Origin of the sequence: Pseudalkalibacillus hwajinpoensis (assembly GCF_015234585.1) — a bacterium.
Lineage (GTDB): Bacteria > Bacillota > Bacilli > Bacillales > Guptibacillaceae > Guptibacillus > Guptibacillus hwajinpoensis_B.
The window spans coordinates 1,390,599-1,409,263 of record NZ_JADFCM010000001.1; the positions used below are offsets into that span (position 1 = coordinate 1,390,599).

The 18,665-nt window shown below is 40.0% G+C and carries 20 protein-coding genes, 2 riboswitches and 1 other annotated feature; of the genes, 14 read left to right on the forward strand and 6 right to left on the reverse strand.

Annotated features, from left to right (window positions below):
- Positions 1–69 precede the first annotated feature (69 nt).
- The 4 genes from infC to IQ283_RS06695 all read left to right on the forward strand — a co-directional run bounded on the left by infC (position 70) and on the right by IQ283_RS06695 (position 1,643).
- On the forward strand, positions 70–573 hold the full coding sequence (infC, locus tag IQ283_RS06680; protein WP_194219324.1) for a translation initiation factor IF-3: 504 nt from the start codon (positions 70–72) through the stop codon (positions 571–573).
- 22 nt (positions 574–595) lie between these two features.
- A complete protein-coding gene (gene rpmI / locus IQ283_RS06685; protein WP_048312400.1) occupies positions 596–796 on the forward strand; it encodes a 50S ribosomal protein L35 in 201 nt (66 codons plus the stop codon).
- Between the two features lie 45 nt (positions 797–841).
- Entirely contained in the window at positions 842–1,198 is a 357-nt protein-coding gene (gene rplT, locus IQ283_RS06690) for a 50S ribosomal protein L20 (protein WP_098444486.1), read from the forward strand.
- 166 nt (positions 1,199–1,364) lie between these two features.
- Positions 1,365–1,643: a DUF1294 domain-containing protein gene (locus IQ283_RS06695; protein ID WP_242057262.1), complete on the forward strand. Its 279-nt coding sequence runs from the start codon at positions 1,365–1,367 to the stop codon at positions 1,641–1,643.
- A 73-nt stretch (positions 1,644–1,716) separates the two neighbouring features.
- Here the strand turns inward: IQ283_RS06695 and IQ283_RS06700 are convergent, their stop codons facing one another.
- Positions 1,717–2,757, reverse strand: a complete 1,041-nt coding sequence (locus IQ283_RS06700; RefSeq protein ID WP_408962569.1) for a cytochrome d ubiquinol oxidase subunit II — start codon at positions 2,755–2,757, stop codon at positions 1,717–1,719.
- Positions 2,758–2,790: 33 nt separating this feature from the next.
- Entirely contained in the window at positions 2,791–4,113 is a 1,323-nt protein-coding gene (locus tag IQ283_RS06705) for a cytochrome ubiquinol oxidase subunit I (RefSeq protein WP_194219326.1), read from the reverse strand.
- A 143-nt stretch (positions 4,114–4,256) separates the two neighbouring features.
- On the opposite strand from IQ283_RS06705, the gene IQ283_RS06710 reads away from it, so the two are divergent.
- Entirely contained in the window at positions 4,257–4,829 is a 573-nt protein-coding gene (locus tag IQ283_RS06710; protein WP_194219327.1) for a TVP38/TMEM64 family protein, read from the forward strand.
- Positions 4,830–4,890: 61 nt separating this feature from the next.
- Here the strand turns inward: IQ283_RS06710 and IQ283_RS06715 are convergent, their stop codons facing one another.
- The gene (locus tag IQ283_RS06715) at positions 4,891–5,286 is read right to left on the reverse strand and encodes a sigma-w pathway protein ysdB (RefSeq protein ID WP_194219328.1); all 396 of its coding nucleotides are present in this window, start codon (positions 5,284–5,286) and stop codon (positions 4,891–4,893) included.
- Between the two features lie 97 nt (positions 5,287–5,383).
- Here IQ283_RS06715 and IQ283_RS06720 point away from each other — a divergent pair, with 97 nt between their 5' ends.
- Both IQ283_RS06720 and IQ283_RS06725 read left to right on the forward strand, forming a co-directional pair.
- Positions 5,384–5,872: a dUTP diphosphatase gene (locus IQ283_RS06720; RefSeq protein ID WP_194219329.1), complete on the forward strand. Its 489-nt coding sequence runs from the start codon at positions 5,384–5,386 to the stop codon at positions 5,870–5,872.
- An 80-nt stretch (positions 5,873–5,952) separates the two neighbouring features.
- Positions 5,953–7,038 (forward strand): M42 family metallopeptidase, encoded by a 1,086-nt coding sequence (locus tag IQ283_RS06725; RefSeq protein ID WP_194219330.1) that lies wholly within the window; start codon positions 5,953–5,955, stop codon positions 7,036–7,038.
- Between the two features lie 40 nt (positions 7,039–7,078).
- Here IQ283_RS06725 and sspI read toward each other — a convergent pair whose 3' ends face one another.
- The gene (gene sspI, locus IQ283_RS06730) at positions 7,079–7,285 is read right to left on the reverse strand and encodes a small acid-soluble spore protein SspI (protein ID WP_194219331.1); all 207 of its coding nucleotides are present in this window, start codon (positions 7,283–7,285) and stop codon (positions 7,079–7,081) included.
- A 138-nt stretch (positions 7,286–7,423) separates the two neighbouring features.
- Here sspI and IQ283_RS06735 point away from each other — a divergent pair, with 138 nt between their 5' ends.
- The 3 genes from IQ283_RS06735 to pheT all read left to right on the forward strand — a co-directional run bounded on the left by IQ283_RS06735 (position 7,424) and on the right by pheT (position 11,992).
- Complete coding sequence (locus tag IQ283_RS06735; protein ID WP_194219638.1) at positions 7,424–8,176, forward strand: TrmH family RNA methyltransferase; 753 nt, start codon at positions 7,424–7,426, stop codon at positions 8,174–8,176.
- 54 nt (positions 8,177–8,230) lie between these two features.
- Positions 8,231–8,456: a binding site (T-box leader), on the forward strand.
- A gap of 65 nt (positions 8,457–8,521) precedes the next feature.
- On the forward strand, positions 8,522–9,556 hold the full coding sequence (gene pheS / locus IQ283_RS06740; RefSeq protein ID WP_194219332.1) for a phenylalanine--tRNA ligase subunit alpha: 1,035 nt from the start codon (positions 8,522–8,524) through the stop codon (positions 9,554–9,556).
- Between the two features lie 27 nt (positions 9,557–9,583).
- Complete coding sequence (gene pheT, locus IQ283_RS06745; RefSeq protein WP_194219333.1) at positions 9,584–11,992, forward strand: phenylalanine--tRNA ligase subunit beta; 2,409 nt, start codon at positions 9,584–9,586, stop codon at positions 11,990–11,992.
- 53 nt (positions 11,993–12,045) lie between these two features.
- Here pheT and IQ283_RS06750 read toward each other — a convergent pair whose 3' ends face one another.
- A complete protein-coding gene (locus tag IQ283_RS06750; protein ID WP_194219334.1) occupies positions 12,046–13,236 on the reverse strand; it encodes a NupC/NupG family nucleoside CNT transporter in 1,191 nt (396 codons plus the stop codon).
- 144 nt (positions 13,237–13,380) lie between these two features.
- Positions 13,381–13,483, reverse strand: a riboswitch (purine riboswitch).
- A 140-nt stretch (positions 13,484–13,623) separates the two neighbouring features.
- Positions 13,624–13,723, forward strand: a riboswitch (purine riboswitch).
- A 97-nt stretch (positions 13,724–13,820) separates the two neighbouring features.
- Between IQ283_RS06750 and IQ283_RS06755 the strand changes: the two genes are divergently transcribed.
- Entirely contained in the window at positions 13,821–14,792 is a 972-nt protein-coding gene (locus IQ283_RS06755; RefSeq protein WP_194219335.1) for a nucleoside hydrolase, read from the forward strand.
- A gap of 57 nt (positions 14,793–14,849) precedes the next feature.
- On the opposite strand, the gene rnhC is transcribed toward IQ283_RS06755, so the two are convergent.
- Positions 14,850–15,800: a ribonuclease HIII gene (rnhC, locus tag IQ283_RS06760; protein WP_194219336.1), complete on the reverse strand. Its 951-nt coding sequence runs from the start codon at positions 15,798–15,800 to the stop codon at positions 14,850–14,852.
- Positions 15,801–15,952: 152 nt separating this feature from the next.
- On the opposite strand from rnhC, the gene zapA reads away from it, so the two are divergent.
- The 3 genes from zapA (at position 15,953) to polX (ending at position 18,653) form a co-directional block, all read left to right on the forward strand.
- Positions 15,953–16,213 (forward strand): cell division protein ZapA, encoded by a 261-nt coding sequence (gene zapA / locus IQ283_RS06765; RefSeq protein WP_194219337.1) that lies wholly within the window; start codon positions 15,953–15,955, stop codon positions 16,211–16,213.
- 6 nt (positions 16,214–16,219) lie between these two features.
- The gene (locus IQ283_RS06770; protein WP_194219338.1) at positions 16,220–16,762 is read left to right on the forward strand and encodes a CvpA family protein; all 543 of its coding nucleotides are present in this window, start codon (positions 16,220–16,222) and stop codon (positions 16,760–16,762) included.
- A 175-nt stretch (positions 16,763–16,937) separates the two neighbouring features.
- A complete protein-coding gene (polX, locus tag IQ283_RS06775; RefSeq protein WP_194219339.1) occupies positions 16,938–18,653 on the forward strand; it encodes a DNA polymerase/3'-5' exonuclease PolX in 1,716 nt (571 codons plus the stop codon).
- Positions 18,654–18,665: the final 12 nt, after the last annotated feature.

The window sequence follows — 18,665 nt, forward strand, 5'->3', positions numbered from 1 at the left end:
TTAATGACATCATGTTAGATGATCATCATCGAACAATAACCATGGAGGTGGCTGATTATTAGTAGAGATATGAACGTCAATGAGGGCATTCGTGCTCGGGAAGTACGTCTAGTTGGTGCAGACGGAAACCAAATTGGTGTGAAATCCAAAACTGAGGCATTAGATATGGCTCGTAATGCAAATCTTGATCTTGTAATGGTTGCTCCAAACGCGAAACCTCCTGTTTGTCGCATTATGGACTACGGAAAGTTCCGCTATGAGCAGCAGAAGAAAGAGAAAGAAGCGCGTAAGAAACAAAAGATCATTACCGTTAAAGAAGTTCGCTTGAGCCCGAACATTGAAGAACACGACTTCAATACGAAGCTTCGTAATGCACGTAAGTTTCTTGAAAAAGGCGACAAAGTGAAAGCATCGATCCGTTTCCGCGGACGTATGATTACACACTCTGATATCGGTAAAAAGGTGCTTGAGCACCTAGCAGAAGATTGCAAAGATATTGCAACTGTTGAGTCCAAACCAAAAATGGAAGGACGCAGCATGTTCCTAATCTTGGCACCTATCGCAGAAAAGTAATTCTTGAAGGAGGAACTCACTCATGCCAAAAATGAAATCTCACCGTGGAGCTTCAAAACGGTTTAAGAAAACTGGATCAGGTAAACTTAAGCGCAGCCGTGCTTACACTAGCCATATGTTCGGTAACAAGTCTCAAAAGCAGAAGCGTAAGCTTCGTAAAGCTTCTCTTGTTTCCGCAGGTGACTTCAAGCGCATTAAGACTTTAATCTACAACAAGAAGTAATCGGTTATTATATTATTTAGACACAGAAATTAGGAGGGGTTTAGTATGCCAAGAGTAAAAGGTGGCTACGTAACACGTCGTAGACGTAAAAGAACGTTAAAACTCGCAAAAGGATATTACGGATCTAAGTCTTTGCTTTTCAAAGTTGCTAATCAGCAAGTTATGAAATCAAACATGTACGCTTACCGTGACCGTCGTCAGAAAAAACGCGACTTCCGTAAGCTTTGGATCACTCGTATCAACGCGGCAGCTCGTTTGAACGGACTTTCTTACAGCCGTTTGATGTTTGGTCTTAAAACAGCTGGTATCGACATCAACCGTAAAATGCTTGCAGAACTAGCAGTAAATGACGAAAAAGCATTTGCTGAACTAGCTTCAAAAGCAAAAGAAAACTTGAAATAAGTTCTTTAAAACCATCCTCACATGTTGAGGGTGGTTTTTTTGTAAGCTATGTTACTTATATCGTTGATTCTCAATTTTGTCTCACAGAGCGTAAATGAGTCAAAATCAACAGCGTTCATTAACATAGCCTTTTTGAAAAAAGTTATAATAGAGGAGAGAGTAAGTATTGGATGGTTTAATTGTATTAGGAATATATTTGGCGATCATCAATAGTTGGAGTTTCATAGCTATGGGGATCGATAAGCGTAGAGCGCAAAATGGAAAGCGAAGAATTCCCGAAAAGACGCTATGGTTTTTATTTATCTTTGGAGGAAGCTTCGGTGGTTTAACTGGAATGAAGAATTTTAGGCATAAAACAAAACACAAGCAATTTGTGTATGGCATCCCCGCTCTATTAGCTCTTCATCTCGTGCTCTTTGTTATCTATGCATACATCTATATGTAGAAAAAACGCCGAATTGGCGTTTTTTTTATTTAGTGTATTGTTCTTTTTTTTCATAAGACTAACTTGTTTTCAATTAGGATTCATTTTGCTTAAGGTACCTTTTGTCTTTCAGAAATAGGCGCCAGAAGTAGATGAATCCTGGGGTTAAAATAAAGAAGGCTACAATGTAGGTGACGATTAATGCTCTAAATGTAGCGGGGTCTGTGAATCCAGTTTCAATCGTTACATTTGGATATACGATATAAGGTAAATGAGCTGAACCATAAGCATAACTAGCAAGTAAATATTGTGTAACGATACTAACCATAGCAAGCCTCGGAATACCGACACCTGTTTTTCTAGGAATAAAGAGAGCGAGATATCCGATTGCAAAGGTTGTGATAGAACCAATTAACCACGGTACATAGTCCATTAAATTGTCATAAAGCCATGGAGCTTCCGTTCGAATAGTGAGAACGAGTAAACCCGCCATCGCTAGTGAGATTGGACCGACAAGAATAGCATCCCTTCTATAAGTTTGATAAGCTTCTTCATCTCCTGATACGTTAGAGTAATCAGAAAGCAGCAGAGATGATAGAAAGAGCGTGCTTGAGATGGCGAAGGCCATGAAAGCATAAACACTTGGACTTGTAAATAATTCACCCAATAAAAGACGTTCTATCCCGTTTGATGTTTGTATAAATCCGCCATGCGTAATAGGCAACACGCAAATCAAGAGAGCTGGAATAAGAAACCCAGTTATTCCTGATATCAAGGTTAAGAGGCGTTTGTAATTTGAAGAAGCAGAATGAGAAAATACAAGAAACGCACTCCTAAGGGCAAGTAATAGTATAATCAAACTCCCTGGAATGAGAAGGACAGTACCAAGGGTAAACGTTGCTCCAGGGAAAAAGCTGAAAAGAGCTACGACAATGGCAACGATAAATACATTTGTTACTTCCCAAGATGGAGATAAATAGCGATTCGCAATATTTGTCGCTTTCGTGTTGTTTTTATTTAAATAGATCATGGACCAAAACCCAGCACCGAAATCGATTGTGGCCATAACCGCATAAATAAAAACAAGACCCCATATTAATGTGATAGCGTAAAATGCTTCTGACATGTGGTTCACCTCTTATTCTTTTTGAACGGTATAGGCAGGTGCCTACTGATCGAGTTCCTCGCTAATCGGGTTACGATTGAAATAGTAGCGAAGGACGAGGACTGTTGAGATCATTAAAATGATATACACAATGAGAAAGAGAACAAAGAGCAGGCCGATATTTCCTGAAGTTGTGACTGCTTCTTCTGTTTTCATAACGTGATAGATAATCCAGGGCTGTCTGCCGGTACAGGCGAATATCCATCCGAATTCAATTGCTGTAATGGCGAGCGGACCTGCAGCAATAAATGCCCACATAAGCCAGCGTGGAAATTCTTTTCGTTTAAGGATTTTGTACCAAGTAAATCCAACAATAGACAATAGCATGAGTAGGGAACCAATCCCGACCATTGAATTGAACAAGGTATGGACAAATAGTGGTGGCCACTCTTCTTCAGGCCATTCTTCAAGACCGAGTACTTCCGTATCAAATGCGTCGTCGGATAGAAAACTAAGTGCCCACGGAACTTCAATAGCCCACTTTACCTCACGTTCTTCTTTATCGGTGTAGCCGCCAATGGCAAGTGGTGCATAAGTTTGTGTTTCAAACAAACCTTCCGCCGCCGCGAGTTTCTCAGGTTGATATTGATACAGTTGTTGAGCAGATTCATGTCCATTTAAGGCGGTCAAGATTGAAAAAATCCCTCCGATAACGAGCCCCATCATTAATGCTTTATGATGAAATTTATATTCTCTCGTATTACCTCGTTGACGAATCATTTTATATGCCGCAATCGATGCGATAACAAATGCCCCTGTCATTAAAGCAGAAACAGTTACGTGTCCAGCTGTAACTAGGAAGGAAGGATTGAAGAATGCCTCCCATGGATCAACGTTAACGAACTTTCCGTCTACTATCTCAAATCCAGCTGGTGTACCTTCAAAAGCGTGGACATTTGTAATTAAGATAGCTGATGCGCTCGCACCGAATGCAACAAGCGTTACGCTCACAATTCGCATGATTGGAGAAAGGCGATCTGCAGCATAAACATAGATTGACATAAAGAGAGCTTCTAGGAAGAAAGCATAAATTTCAATTTGAAAGGGCAATGCAATCACTCGTCCAACGACTTCCATAAATCCTGGCCATAAGAGAGAAAGCTGTACACCTGCAATGGTTCCTGTAGGAATCGCCACCCCTAGTAAAACAGCAAACCCTTTCGTCCATCGATTGGCCATTATCGCATAATCTCTATCTTTTGTTTTTTGATACATGAGCTCAGCTACAAGAACCATTAAAGGTAAGCCTACACCAAGTGTTGCATAAATAATATGTACGCCCATTGTCATTCCAAATAATGAACGAGCAATAACGAGTTCATCCATAATTTATCCCCTCCAATTACCGAACTGATTAAATCTCCCCTTATTGTCCACGTATTTCCAAATAATATTCTAATCGAGATCCTTCGCTTTTTGACATAACAGCTCGTCTCTTGTCATAAAGGTTAAAGGAAGGGGGGAACATCATGAATGAGCTCGTCCTACCGCTTGTGGAGGTTGTATCTAATAGCGGAATTTACGCCCCGTTCTATTTCATTATTTTTCATTTTATTCGTCAGTTTGTATTTGTTCCAGTTAGTGTTGTTTGTGTTGCTGGTGGAGTGATGTTTGGCGCAATATATGGCACGATTTACTCATTGATTGGGATTACTGTTGTAAGTACGGTTTTTTATTTAGTTGTTAAGCGGACGCCGGGTTTGTTTAAGAAGATTATTCGAATGAAAGAACGATGGACACGTAAACATATGCCAATGTCAGTTGGGCAAATTGCCATCCTTCGATTAGTACCTTTCGTTCATTTTCATTTCATTTCCCTTTGTTTAATTGAGGTGTCTAAAGACTTTAGAGATTATTTGCGGTCATCCCTCATTTCAAATGTACCTCTCGCTTTGTTATATTCTTTCTTTGGAACGGCAATTAGTAGGTTCGATCCGGTCGTTATCGTACTCATGTTGTGTGGACTTGTCATCCTTTTCTATTTACTAAGAAGAAGAGAGTGGATTATGAAGTGGGAGGATTTCTTTCAGCCTGTGAGATAAAAAAGCTTTTATTTTGATCGTAAACAAACAAAACCCCTCCAGATCGGAGGGGTTTTGTTTGTTAAGTATTTTCGCGATGGCGTAAAAATTCTTTGACTGGGCTCTTCCATTCAATTTTTGCACTAGGATAGCGGATGTCCATTTCCTTTTCAAGAAAATAGAAATCTTCTTTCTCAAGCAAATATAGTTCTGATGCATTTTTCACCCCTACTGAAAGGGTAATAATATCGAACGAATTTTCAGTAGTGCCAAGATACTTTTCACCTTCGAATAAGGCACCTTTGTAGGTGACGAGAAAATTCTTTCTTACATTGGACGAGTCATCGAAGAAATAGTATTCTTTATGATCGTGAGCTTTTTCCAGCTTTCGTTTTGGATCCATAAAAAAGCGGATGACAGCATAAGCAATCAACACCATGGCTACGAGAATGACAAGACGAAAAAGAATAATAATCATTAGTCAGCACCTCATTTTCACTATGCTTCTATTCTCTATACGTATATGATAAAGAAAGGTTTCATAAAAAGAAAAGATTTAAGAAAGGAAGAGTTCATTGAAATTCGAACAATTATTTACATTACAAAGACAACTTGATACTCGGATTGTAAAGGAACACAATCTGGAGCATGAAGATTTATTCGAGAATAAACTACTTGCTCTTAAAGTCGAGATTGGAGAACTAGCGAATGAAACACGTTGTTTTAAATATTGGAGTAAAAAAGCTCCTTCCCCTAAAGAAACGATTCTAGAGGAGTATGTGGATGGTATTCATTTTATTCTCTCATTAGGGATTGAATTGGGCATTACAACGTATGAAGCAGTGTCAAAAGGCGATCCCGCTGGCTCTGAAGTACATGCTTTCCATCGTGTCTACAAAGCGATTGATCAAGTGGCAAGTGAAAAAAATAAGGAAGCATTTAACGATTTAATGGAAAGTTATCTTTTACTTGGACAACTTATCGGGCTACGGTTTGAAGAAATGAATGAAGCATATTTGAAAAAAAATAAAGTGAATCATAATCGACAAGATCAGGGATATTAGATTCAAGAGTCCTCTGAATTGTGAAATATTTCGGAAACCGTTATAATGAACAGAGAATACATATCAAGGAGGCAATACATATGGCTAAGCTAGACGAAACGTTGCAGATGCTGAAAGAACTCACTGATGCGAATGGCGTACCAGGTAACGAACGTGAACCTCGTGAAGTGATGAAGAAGCACATTGAATCTCTTTCAGATGAAATCATGTATGATAATCTTGGCAGCTTAATTGCGGTTAAAAAAGGTAAAGCAGAAGGCCCAAAAATTATGGTTGCAGGTCATCTCGATGAGATTGGCTTTATGGTAACGCGTATTGATGATAAAGGCTTTCTTTATTTCCAAACAGTTGGCGGCTGGTGGGAGCAGGTTATGCTTGCACAGCGTGTTAACGTCATGACTCGTAATGGTAACATTATGGGCGTCATCGGTTCTAAACCACCACATATTCTTCCTCCTGAACAGCGTAAGAAATCGGTCGACAAGAAGGATATGTTCATTGATATTGGTGCTTCAAGCCGAGAAGAGGCTATGGAATGGGGCGTTAAGCCGGGAGATTCTGTTGTTCCAGTTTGTGAATTTACTGTTATGAATAACGAAAAAATGCTTATGGCGAAAGCATGGGATAACCGTATTGGCTGTGCTATTGCGATCGAAGTACTTCGTAAGCTAAAAGGAGAAGAGCATCCTAATACTGTCTACGGCGTTGGTACGGTACAAGAGGAAGTAGGTCTTCGCGGAGCGACTACGGCTACAAACATGATTAAGCCTGATATCGGCATTGCGGTTGACGTTGGTATCGCTGGTGATACTCCTGGAGTAAGTGATAAGGACGCTCAATCCAAAATGGGGAAAGGTCCTCAAATTATTATGTATGATGCTTCAATGGTCGGTCACAAAGGTCTTCGTGACTTTGTAACAGATACAGCTGATGAGAACAATATTCCTTATCAGTTTGACTCTATTGCAGGCGGTGGGACAGATTCAGGTAAAATTCATTTAACAGCAAATGGAGTACCTGCACTTTCCATCACAATTGCCACACGCTATATTCATACTCACGCAGCGATTCTTCATCGTGACGATTTTGAGAATGCAGTTAATTTGATTGTTGAAGTGATTAAAAAGCTTGATGCTGATACTGTGAAAGAAATTATCTTTAACTAGAACACAAAATCCGGTGGCTCTTGCCACCGGATTTTGCTTGTTAATTTACACCCTGTGCCATATAAGAGAGCATTTGCTCTCGCTCATTTTCTGGTGCTTCTTTCCAAAGAATTTCGAAAAGAACACCAAGCCCAGGGAGCATTTTCTCTTCTCCGCTTTGCATGGCGTCGAGGATTGTCGCTTCGAGTTGCTCCTCGTTGTTGCCATTAATATTAGCGAGAATCGCTTTGCGTAAGTTAAGGTCCATACTTTCCACCTCACCTTTCTCATTCGCTTGTTGGTTCAAGCCTCATTAGTATGAGCGAATTGAAGAAATTTCATGAGTTTTATTGGAATCTTCCCTTTCAACCCTTTATAATGGAAACATTGAAAACTGAAGGAGAGCATAATGATTATAGAATCCGCTAAAAATCAAAAAGTGAAAGATTGGAAAAAACTTCAGACGCGAAAGGGTAGAGAGAAAGCTTTCTCTTATATCATTGAAGGTCCACATATTGTAGAAGAAGCTGCGAAGGCTGAAGCTTCAATCACAGAATTGATTGTGACAGAAGGCACTGACTTATCTGCTTATCCGTTTAAAGAGCTTCCTGTTGTCTATACTGTTACGGAGAAAGTGATGCAAGAACTAACGGATACAGAAACACCACAGGGGATTATGGCCGTTTGTAAAATGGTTGAGCCTGAACTACCTCGTCATGGCAAACTATTATTACTGGACGCCATTCAGGATCCCGGTAATTTGGGAACGATTATTCGAACTGCAGATAGTGCTGGATACGACGGCCTTCTACTTGGACATGGAACCGTTGATGCTTATAACAGTAAGGTGCTTCGATCCACCCAGGGATCTATTTTTCATCTTCCTGTAATAAAAGGGGACTTAGTGACAGAAGTTCAGAAATTAAAAGAAGCTGGCATGCTGATATACGCAACAGAAGTGAGTGGAGGAACGCCATATCAAGAGCTTGATTCATCATCTCAGTTTGCTGTCATTCTTGGAAACGAAGCAAACGGTGTATCAGACGAGCTTCAACGTTTAGCAGACGTGAACGTATATATTCCGATATATGGTAAAGCAGAGTCGTTAAATGTCGCCGTTGCAGCAGGAATTCTGATGTATGGATTGTTACCTTCATAATAAGGCTTGCGGATATAGCGATTTTTTTCTATAATTAAAAGCAACTTATATATGTTAAAAACAATGATGGAGAGTAGTAAGCTGCCGCTGCCTTTGCAGGGAGGAAATGCCGAGACTGAAAGCATTTCTATTGGGACGCTGCCGAATTCGCTCTGGAGTTGCCGCTTTGTTCGTTCGAAAGCGGATCGGTTTACAAGCCGTTATTCTTTGCTTAAGGCTGATAGGTGTACTCTATCGGTGAATTAGGGTGGTACCGCGAAATCAAATCTTCGCCCCTTTCTGGGGAGCGAGGATTTTTTTATTGCAAAAAGAAGCAAACACGAAAATGAAGTGGAGGTTGAAAAGATGCAAGAGCGTTTACAAACGTTGAAAGAAGAAGCACTATCAGAAATTCAGCAAGCTTCTTCAATGAAAGAAGTGCAGGATATCAAAGTGAAATACCTTGGAAAAAAAGGTCCAATTACAGAAATTTCTAAAGGTATGGGGAAATTGTCTAAAGAAGAACGTCCGAAAATGGGGCAGCTCGTTAATGAAATTCGCTCAGCGATTTCGGATCAATTAGAGGAGAAAGTGACTCGCTTAGAAAAAGCAGCCGTAGAAGAACGATTAAAGAAAGAAACGATCGATATTTCTCTGCCGGGTCGGCCAATTAAGAGAGGAAATCATCACCCACTAACGAGGGTAATCGAAGAAATTGAAGACCTATTTCTTGGTATGGGATTCTCGATTGCGGAAGGACCAGAAGTTGAAACCGATTATTATAATTTCGAAGCGTTAAATCTTCCTAAGGATCATCCGGCTCGAGATATGCAGGATTCATTCTATATAACTGAAGAAACGCTATTAAGAACGCATACCTCTCCAATGCAAGCTAGAACGATGGAGAAGTTAAATGGAGAAGGTCCTGTTAAAATCATCGTGCCCGGTAAAGTTTATCGCCGTGATACAGATGATGCAACACACTCCCATCAGTTTATGCAAATTGAAGGACTAATGGTTGGTGAGAATGTTCGCATGAGTGATCTAAAAGGGGTGCTCCAATCATTTGCGAAGAAAATGTTTGGAGAAGAACGTGAAATCCGTCTTCGCCCAAGCTTCTTCCCATTTACTGAGCCTTCTGTGGAGATGGATATTTCTTGCTTTAATTGTGGCGGGAATGGCTGCTCTGTATGTAAAGGAACCGGATGGATAGAAATTCTTGGAGGCGGTATGGTACATCCGAATGTACTTCGCATGTCCGGCTTCGATCCTGAGAAAGTCACTGGGTTTGCATTTGGTATGGGACCAGAACGGATCGCTATGCTGAAATATGGTATTGATGACATACGTCATTTCTACACGAATGACAGCAGATTTATTAAACAATTTAATTCACTATAATATGATTGGAAGTTAGGAGGAGAAAACATGCTCGTATCAATGAATTGGCTACAGCAGTATGTAGATTTAGATAGTTACTCAGCTGATGAACTAGCAGACCTGATTACTAAGGGTGGTATTGAGGTTGAAACAGTCGAAAAGCTTAATAAAGGAATTACCGGCGTGGTTATTGGTCACGTTCTTGAATGTCAGCAACACCCTGATGCTGATAAGTTGAATATTTGTCAGGTGAATGTTGGTGAAGAAGAGCCGGTCCAAATTATTTGTGGAGCACCAAATATTGCTCAAGGACAGTACGTAGCTGTAGCAAAAGTTGGGGCTGTACTTCCAGGCAATTTTAAGATTAAGAAAGCAAAACTTCGCGGTGAAGCTTCTCATGGTATGATCTGCTCACTTCAGGAGCTTGGAATTGAAAGTAAACTTGTATCGAAAGAGTATGCAGACGGAATCTTTGTATTTAGTGAAGACGTGACACCTGGTGAAGATGCGCTTGAATACTTGAATCTAAATGATGAAGTTCTTGAGCTAGGTCTTACTCCAAACAGAGCTGATGCGATGAACATGATCGGCGTCGCTTATGAAGTTGGGGCAGTATTGAATCGCTCAATTGAGCTTCCGTCTCCAGAGCTTGTTCGCTCGGATGAAGACGTTGAAGAGTATGTGTCAGTTCGTGTAGAGAATGAAGAAGATAATCCTTATTATGGAGCTTCCATTATTAAAGACGTAACGATCAAATCATCACCGCAGTGGCTTGTAAATCGCCTCGTTTCTGCTGGTATTCGTCCAATTAACAACGTAGTCGATATTACGAACTATGTTCTTTTGGAATACGGACAGCCGCTTCATGCTTTTGATTATAATCGATTTGGATCGAAGGAAGTCGTGATACGTCGCGCAACTGAAGGAGAAAAAATTGTCACTCTCGATGATGCTGAACGCACGCTTTCGAATGAGCATCTTGTCATCACGAATGGTTCAAAACCCGTTGCCGTGGCTGGTGTTATGGGTGGTGCTGATTCTGAAGTACAAGAAGACACAACAACGATTTTGCTTGAAGCAGCTTACTTTAACAGCAAGCTTGTTCGGAAAGCATCGAAAGATCTAGGGTTACGTAGTGACTCAAGTGCGCGTTTTGAAAAAGGAATTGATCGAAACCGCGTTGTTGGTGCAAGCGAACGCGCTGCTCAGCTCATTCAAGAAATTGCCGGTGGAACAGTGTTAAAAGGTATTGCTGAACAGGGAGCTCGAACCATCGAAGCTCTTGACGTTAGTATTGAAGTGAATCGAATTAATCAAGTTCTTGGAACAGAAATTTCTGAAACAGAAGTTGCTGCTATTTTTGAGCGTCTGCAATTCTCTTATCAGAACTTTGGTGGCACATTTACCGTTCAGGTACCGCCGCGCCGCCCGGATATAACGATTTCTGAAGATTTAATTGAAGAAGTAGGACGCCTCTACGGATATGATAATGTTCCTGCAACGCTACCTCTTACAGAAAGTACACCAGGACAGCTTTCAGAATATCAAGTGAAGCGTCGCCATGTTCGCCGTACGCTTGAAGGCGCAGGTCTTTTCCAAACAGTAACGTATTCTCTTACGTCGCCTTCTAAACGTCTTTTCTTCTCTGATGAATCAGCCGAAGCTGTTCGTCTTGCGATGCCAATGAGTGAAGAAAGAAGTGAACTTAGAACGAGCCTGATTCCGCATCTTCTAGAGGTAGCGCAGTATAACCGCAACCGTCAGCTAGATAATGTTGCTTTCTATGAAACGGCTTCTGTGTTCTTACCAGGTGATGAGCTTCCGGTAGAACAGGAACACCTTGCTGGCGTAGTGTCAGGATTATGGCAAGAGCACCTATGGCAAAAAGAAAAGAAAGTCGCTGATTTCTTTGTTGTAAAAGGAATCCTCGAAGAAATAGCGGTTGAATTTGGTTTAGAGGATCGTCTTTCGTTCGCTCGTGCAGAAGAGCCAAAGCTTCACCCAGGTCGTACAGCATCGGTTTATCTCGATGATGAGCTCATCGGATATATCGGTCAACTTCATCCAGAAGTTGAGAAAGATCTTGATTTGAGTGAAACATACGTTTTTGAAATCAATCTGGAGAAGTTACTGAATGCAGAAGTTGCTCACCTTCAATACAAAAAGCTTCCACGATTCCCGTCTGTTACTAGAGATGTGGCTCTTGTTGTCAGTGAGTCGCTTGAAGCTGGAGAAGTGAAGAAAGTCATTAAAGAAGCTGGTGGATCTAAGCTTGTGGACATTCAACTATTTGATGTTTACCAGGGTGAACATCTTGATGAAGGTCAAAAGTCACTAGCCTTTTCTCTTAGATATTACAATCCAGAACAAACTTTAACAGAAGAAGAAGTGAAGAAGGCACATGACCGTGTTCTTACAGCAGTAGAAGAACAATTTGGAGCTGCCCTTCGTCGATAACTACAGAAAATCCTCCCTACGTGTATAGGGAGGATTTTTATTTATACTATTTTTTACATAAACATTCCTACAAATATAGCCGTAATAAAGGAGGCTAGTGTACCACCGATAATGGCCTTTAATCCTAATTTAGAAACTTGAGAACGTTTAGTGGGCTCGAGTGACCCTAGTCCAATAATAAGCTGCCCGATGGATGAGAAGTTAGCAAAGTTACATAGTGCGACAGAAAGAATGGCAACGGTTTTGTCAGAAAGCTGTGCTTGAATGGCGGTTAAGTTTTGGAAAGCCACAAATTCATTAATTGACATTTTCGTACCAATGATGGATGCTGCTCGAAATGCTTCATCCGTTGGAATACCTACTAATAGGGCAAATGGATAGAAGATATATCCTAGAATTGAGCTCAGGTCAGTTCCGACGAAACCTAACATGCCGTTTACAACTGCTAGAATACTGATGAATGCTATCAAAAGACCTCCAATATTTAACGCAAGCATCACACCGCTGACTGTTCCGTCGGCGATTGCCTCAAAAATATTGGCATGATCCGTTTTTTTCATTTTTACTTTATCATTAGTTTGTGAAACTTCAGTTTCTGGTTCCATCACTTTTGCAATAACAAGTGAAACGAAAGGAACGCTAAAGACAGATATCAATAAATATTTAAGTTCAATACCCATAAGTGAATAACCGACGAGGATGGCTCCACTAGCAGAAGCAGTACCTCCTACCATGATGGCAAATATCTCAGATCTGGTGAGCAATTTCAAATATGGTTTTACGAGTAAAGGCGCTTCGGCTAGACCTAAAAAGGAGTTTCCGACAGCGTTAAATGTTTCAACTTTCGTCGTTCCCATTAGCTTACCAATCGTAATGCCAATCACTTGAACGATAAGTGGGATAATGCGCATGTAATAAAGTGCTGAGACAAGAGCAGAAATGAAGATGATGACAGCTAAAACATTTATAGCAAATACAAATGTTAAGCCTGTTTCTTCATAGAGGCCGCCAAATACGAATTGAATGCCTTCGTTACTATAGTTAATAACGTTTTGTACAGCTGCAGAAGCTTTTTCGAGCATAACCTTTCCTGCATTTACTTTTAGAACAAATAAAACAAATAGCCCTTCAATTAAAACGCCAACCCCGATCGTTCTCCATTTGACTGATTTTTTCTTGTTGCTCATTAACCAGGCGATAGCAAGTACGCCAATAATCGAGAGTAGTCCTGTGAAAATATTCATGATGTCAATTCCCCCTGAAAACTAGTTGTTTCTTCACAAATCTAAATCGGATGAATACAAAAAAACCCGTACTTTGTAGAAAAAAGTCCGAGTTTACAGGAAGAAAAGTGGCACACAAATAAACAGAATATGCCTGTCTAAGTGACGATGCCATGCCTTCCCTATAGTCCAGCAATTCTCGGTTGCCGGGTAGAAACTCTTTGGACCCTATTTCCAAAATTATATAGAGATAAATGTGAAGTTGTATTCATCAATCTAGCAGAAGATAGAATAGGTAGCAAGACCTATTAAGAAAGTAGGAATGTTTGGAATATTCGAATGAAAAATGTAAACGTACGACATTTTTTTGCTTATTGCTTCCTTATTCACGCTCTGATAGAGTACAAAGTGATTAGAATAATGGAAGCTCATATATGTCGGGAATTGGCCTGAACGTTTCTACCCTGTTACCTGAAATGACAGGACTATGAGTGAATAAAAAGTTGAGAAGACCTTAAACGTACCTCAACGCTATAAATAGAAAAGGTTCACTTTCAGGAAACGATGGTTAGCGACATGCGAGTTATCCAGCAGGGGGATATAGGATGGAAAAAAAGAAGGTATATTTCAATCATGATGGTGGCGTTGATGATTTAGCATCACTGTTTCTATTATTAAACATGGAAGAGATCGAGCTTGCTGGCGTATCGGTTATTCCGGCAGATTGTTATCTAGAACCAGCTGTTTCTGCAAGCAGAAAAATAATAGATCGATTTGGAAAAGCCACTGGATTAAATGTTGCAGCTTCTAATTCAAGAGGGATTAATCCATTCCCTAAAGACTGGCGCATGCATGCTTTTTATGTCGATGCTATACCTATTCTAAATGAATCAAATAAAGTGAATACACCTATGTCAGAACTACCTGCTCATTTGCATCTGATTGATACTCTTGAACGAAGCTCTGAACCGCTAACTCTTCTTTTTACTGGACCATTAACAGATCTTGCTAGAGCGTTAGAAACAGCTCCACATATTGAACAGAGTATTGAAAAGTTAGTATGGATGGGTGGCACTTTCCTAGAAGTAGGAAATGTGGAAGAACCAGAACATGATGGTACAGCAGAATGGAATGCTTTTTGGGATCCCGAAGCAGTATCTACTGTTTTCAAAACTTCTATTAAGATCGAAATGGTCGCACTTGAAAGCACGAATCAAGTCCCGTTAACCAATGATGTAAGAAACATGTGGGCAGCTAAACGAAAGGAAATTGGTGTAGACTTTATTGGACAATGCTACGCCATGTGTCCTCCACTTGTACACGTTGAGACCAATTCGACTTACTATTTATGGGATGTTCTGACTACAGTTTCTGTGACACCAAAATCCTTTATCCATTCAAGAAAAGTAAAATGTCGTGTTGAAGTAGATGGAGTAAGTCAAGGGAGAACCGTTCTTGATGAAACAGGTCGTGAAGTGATTGTAGTAGATGACGTGGATCGTGACATGTTCTTTAACTATTTCACTTCCGTCATGCTGAAAGCAGAAGATCAATTAGAAGCTTCTCACCTTTATTAATAAAATGAACATCAAAAAAGCTGACTCACTCGAGTCAGCTTTTTTCGTAGAGTTCCTTTAACGACGTGATTGATCAGCTATTTTTTGAGCTTTTAAGCTATTAGCAAAATGTAGCTTAGCTAAATTCCCAAGAATCTGATCTCCATGTTTTTGAATAAGCTTTGCAGCTGCTATGTCTACAGCAGGTCCAGCCCCTTTAGGAAGCTTTACATTATATTCTTTTCCAAGTCGATCCATTTCCATTACAAAAGAGTACCTCGCAATAATGGATGCTGCTGCTACAGCCAGGTGAATTTCTTCGGCTTTAGTTGCGAAATATACATTTTCTTTTACGATTGTTGATTGACCTTTTAGGTAGTTGAAATAAACTTCAGGTTTAGCGAATTGATCAATGAGTATGGCATCATATCCCTGGACTTTGCGCATCACATTCTGGATGGCCTGATTATGTAGTAGAGCCTTCATTTTCCCCTGATTCGTTCCCTTTTTCTGCATAGTATTGTATTTTTCATTTGGTAGGATAAGCAGGCTATAAGGAATGGTTTTAATCAAATTTCTAGCTATTTCAATAATTTCTGGATCCTTCATTCCTTTAGAATCTCTTACACCGAGTTCCTTTAAGAGTGGAATTTGCTTCTGGTCGACATATGCAGCAACAACTGTCATTGGACCAAAGAAATCTCCTGTCCCAACTTCATCACTTCCGATGGCGGAAAGAGTTGAGATATTACCAGGTGGAGAGTATTGATGATCGCCCACTGTTTTCTTTTTCGAATTCGTTGCCTTTTTAGAACTCGCTGTTCCGCTAGATTGCCATGGTCTTGCTTCTCCTTCTGCCCCTGCGCCCTGGAACATTATTTTTCCAGATTTATAGCCTGTAATAGTACAGGCAGAAGTTTTCGCTACAAAAACGCTCCCCGGTGGCTGTTTATCGCTTAAGTGGCTGTTGTATTTCTTTTTAATTTCATTCATAATGGAAGGTGATACAGTTAAAACAACCTGTGACATAACAAAACTCCTTTTGTGAACTAGGCTTGCATCCTATTATAGCAGAATCTGAAGATGAACAAGAATGGTTCAGGAGCGCTGTGTTTCAAAAATACCACTTTTCATGCTATGATGTAAAACAGGATTCTCTCTCTTGATAGGAGGCTTATGGGGTGACAGACAGTCATGGAAAAATACGTACAACCGTGGAAATCTATGGTGAACAATATACAATAATCGGTGATAAAAGTCATCAACATATTCGTGAAGTCTCAACTTTAGTGGATGAGAAGATGAATGAGATTAAAGGAATGAATACCTATTTAGATACGAAGCGACTTGCTGTGCTAACAGCAGTTAATATTGTAAATGATTATGTGATGATTAAGAAAGAACTTGAAGAGTTAAAGAAAAAACTGAGAGAAGAGGAATAACGTAAGATGGTTGATCTAATTCTTTTTATTATACTAGTTGGAGGGTTCCTAATTGGACTTCGAAGAGGCTTGATCCTTCAAGTCGTTCATTTAGCAGGATTTATCGTTTCATTTGTTGTTGCGTATATGTATTTTAAGGATCTCTCTCCACATTTGAAGCTATGGATTCCATACCCGTCCTTCGGCAACGAGGCATCTTCAACGGCAATGGTGTTTGACGCTATAAACTTAGAGGCCACATACTATAGTGGAATTGCGTTTGCGCTATTGTTCTTTGGTACCAAAATTATTATGCAAATAGTTGGTTCTATGCTCGACTTTCTTGCAGATTTACCTATATTGAGAACTGTAAATGGATGGCTTGGCGGAGTGCTTGGATTTGTAGAAGTATACATTATCGTGTTTTTATTTCTATTTATTGCAGCGCTTCTTCCAAATGAAACCGTTCAAACAGCCATATCAAATTCGTTTCTTGCGGAAAGCATCGTCAAGCATACCCCTGTGTTGACAGAACAAATTAAAGACCTCTGGAGTACACACGTAGCATAACCCTTCAATTAGAAGGGTTATTTATTTGTATTAGCATAAGTACGATTGGTTAAATTGGTAGCGCTTGTCGGATCTAATCGAGCGCTCCCGCTTTTTTTAAGATAAATTAATTGGATTTGGGTTTGAATATGGATAGGATAGTAGTAATGATCTTATGAAGAAGGGTGAGAAAAAGATGAATAAAAAACAGGTTATTCATTTCCTTGAAGAGATAGCAGTTTATATGGAGTTGAAAGGGGAAAACCCTTTTAAAATATCCGCTTTTCGTAAAGCTGCCCGAGCACTCGAAACAGATGATCGGAGTATGGAGCAAATTGAAGATCCTGCTGAGCTAAATGGCATCGGAAAAGGGACGGCAGCGGTAATAAATGAAATCCTCGAAAAAGGAGAATCAGAAACGCTTGAATCATTAAAGAAGGAAGTCCCATCTGGTCTTGTGCCGTTACTTAAATTACCGGGACTTGGTGGTAAAAAGCTTGCTAAGCTATACAAGGAACTTGATGTTATTGATATGGCGACATTACAAAAAGCTTGTGAAGCTCATCAGATTCAAGAACTCCCTGGTTTTGGGAAGAAGAGTGAGGATAAAATTCTTGAAGCGATTGAGGAAGCAGGTAAAAGACCTGAACGCTTATCCATTGCCTACATGCTACCACTTGCTGAAAACATTGAAAGCCAATTAAAAGAAATCCAGAGCATTGACAAATTTGCAAGAGCGGGGAGCTTGCGAAGGGTAAGGGAAACGATCAAAGACCTTGATTTTATTATAGCGACAACTGCTGCTGCTGATGTGTCAGCGAGCTTACTTGAATTAGAAGGTGTTTCTAAAGTAGTCGTAAAGGGAGAGACGAAGATTACACTTGAACTTGACGATGAATATGGCGTTTCAGTAGATTTTAGAATTGTAATGCCTGAAGAATTTGCTTCTACACTCCATCATTTTACTGGCTCACAGGCTCATAATGTGAAAATGAGGCAAATCGCAAAAAAGAAAGGCGAAAAAATTAGTGAGTACGGTGTAGAGTCTTTAGAAACGGGGGAAGTTCTCACATTTGAAGATGAAAAGGATTTCTACCAGCATTTTGGTTTAGCCTATATTCCGCCAGAAATTCGCGAAGATAAAGGTGAAATTGAAGAAGCTGAGAAAGATGAGATTGAATTAGTCCAGTTGAACGATATAAAAGGAGATCTACATATGCACTCCACCTGGAGTGATGGTGCTTATACGATTGAAGAAATGGCCGAACGAGCAAGAGCAAAAGGATATTCGTATATCGCGATAACAGATCACTCTCAGTACCTTAAAGTGGCGAATGGCTTGACACCAGAAAGGCTACGAGAGCAAAGAGAAGAGATTGATCGTCTCAATCAAAAATGGAATGATTTTAGAATATTTGCAGGGGTAGAAATGGATATTTTACCTGATGGAACACTTGATTATGACGATAAGATGCTGTCGGAAATGGATTTTGTTATTGCTTCGATTCATTCATCCTTTTCCCAAGATGAGGATACGATAATGGCACGTCTTGAAACAGCACTTCGGAGTCACCATGTTGACCTCATTGCTCATCCATCAGGAAGGTTACTTGGAAAAAGGAAAGGGTATGCTTTAAGCCATGATAAGTTAATAAAGCTTGCGAAAGAAACGGATACGGCTCTTGAATTAAATGCAAATCCAAACCGATTAGATCTTGCAGCGGAATGGCTTCAAAAAGCACAAGAAAATCATGTTAAAATAATGATTAATACAGATGCTCACCATATGGACATGCTTGAGCATATGGAAATCGGCGTAGCAGCTGGGAGAAGAGGCTGGCTGCGAAAAGAGACTGTCTTAAACACATTTACGGCTAAAGATCTTGAAGCATTCTTTAACCGTCACTCATAAACAAATCCCGTT

Excerpts from the sequence above, each read along its gene's own strand:
- infC (WP_194219324.1), top strand. The coding sequence starts at position 70 with ATGAACGTCAATGAGGGCATTCGTGCTCGGGAAGTACGTCTAGTTGGT.
- rpmI (WP_048312400.1), top strand. The coding sequence starts at position 596 with ATGCCAAAAATGAAATCTCACCGTGGAGCTTCAAAACGGTTTAAGAAA.
- rplT (WP_098444486.1), top strand. The coding sequence starts at position 842 with ATGCCAAGAGTAAAAGGTGGCTACGTAACACGTCGTAGACGTAAAAGA.
- IQ283_RS06705 (WP_194219326.1), bottom strand. The coding sequence starts at position 4,113 with ATGGATGAACTCGTTATTGCTCGTTCATTATTTGGAATGACAATGGGC.
- IQ283_RS06710 (WP_194219327.1), top strand. The coding sequence starts at position 4,257 with ATGAATGAGCTCGTCCTACCGCTTGTGGAGGTTGTATCTAATAGCGGA.
- IQ283_RS06715 (WP_194219328.1), bottom strand. The coding sequence starts at position 5,286 with ATGATTATTATTCTTTTTCGTCTTGTCATTCTCGTAGCCATGGTGTTG.
- IQ283_RS06725 (WP_194219330.1), top strand. The coding sequence starts at position 5,953 with ATGGCTAAGCTAGACGAAACGTTGCAGATGCTGAAAGAACTCACTGAT.
- sspI (WP_194219331.1), bottom strand. The coding sequence starts at position 7,285 with ATGGACCTTAACTTACGCAAAGCGATTCTCGCTAATATTAATGGCAAC.
- pheS (WP_194219332.1), top strand. The coding sequence starts at position 8,522 with ATGCAAGAGCGTTTACAAACGTTGAAAGAAGAAGCACTATCAGAAATT.
- pheT (WP_194219333.1), top strand. The coding sequence starts at position 9,584 with ATGCTCGTATCAATGAATTGGCTACAGCAGTATGTAGATTTAGATAGT.
- IQ283_RS06750 (WP_194219334.1), bottom strand. The coding sequence starts at position 13,236 with ATGAATATTTTCACAGGACTACTCTCGATTATTGGCGTACTTGCTATC.
- IQ283_RS06755 (WP_194219335.1), top strand. The coding sequence starts at position 13,821 with ATGGAAAAAAAGAAGGTATATTTCAATCATGATGGTGGCGTTGATGAT.
- rnhC (WP_194219336.1), bottom strand. The coding sequence starts at position 15,800 with ATGTCACAGGTTGTTTTAACTGTATCACCTTCCATTATGAATGAAATT.
- IQ283_RS06770 (WP_194219338.1), top strand. The coding sequence starts at position 16,220 with ATGGTTGATCTAATTCTTTTTATTATACTAGTTGGAGGGTTCCTAATT.
- polX (WP_194219339.1), top strand. The coding sequence starts at position 16,938 with ATGAATAAAAAACAGGTTATTCATTTCCTTGAAGAGATAGCAGTTTAT.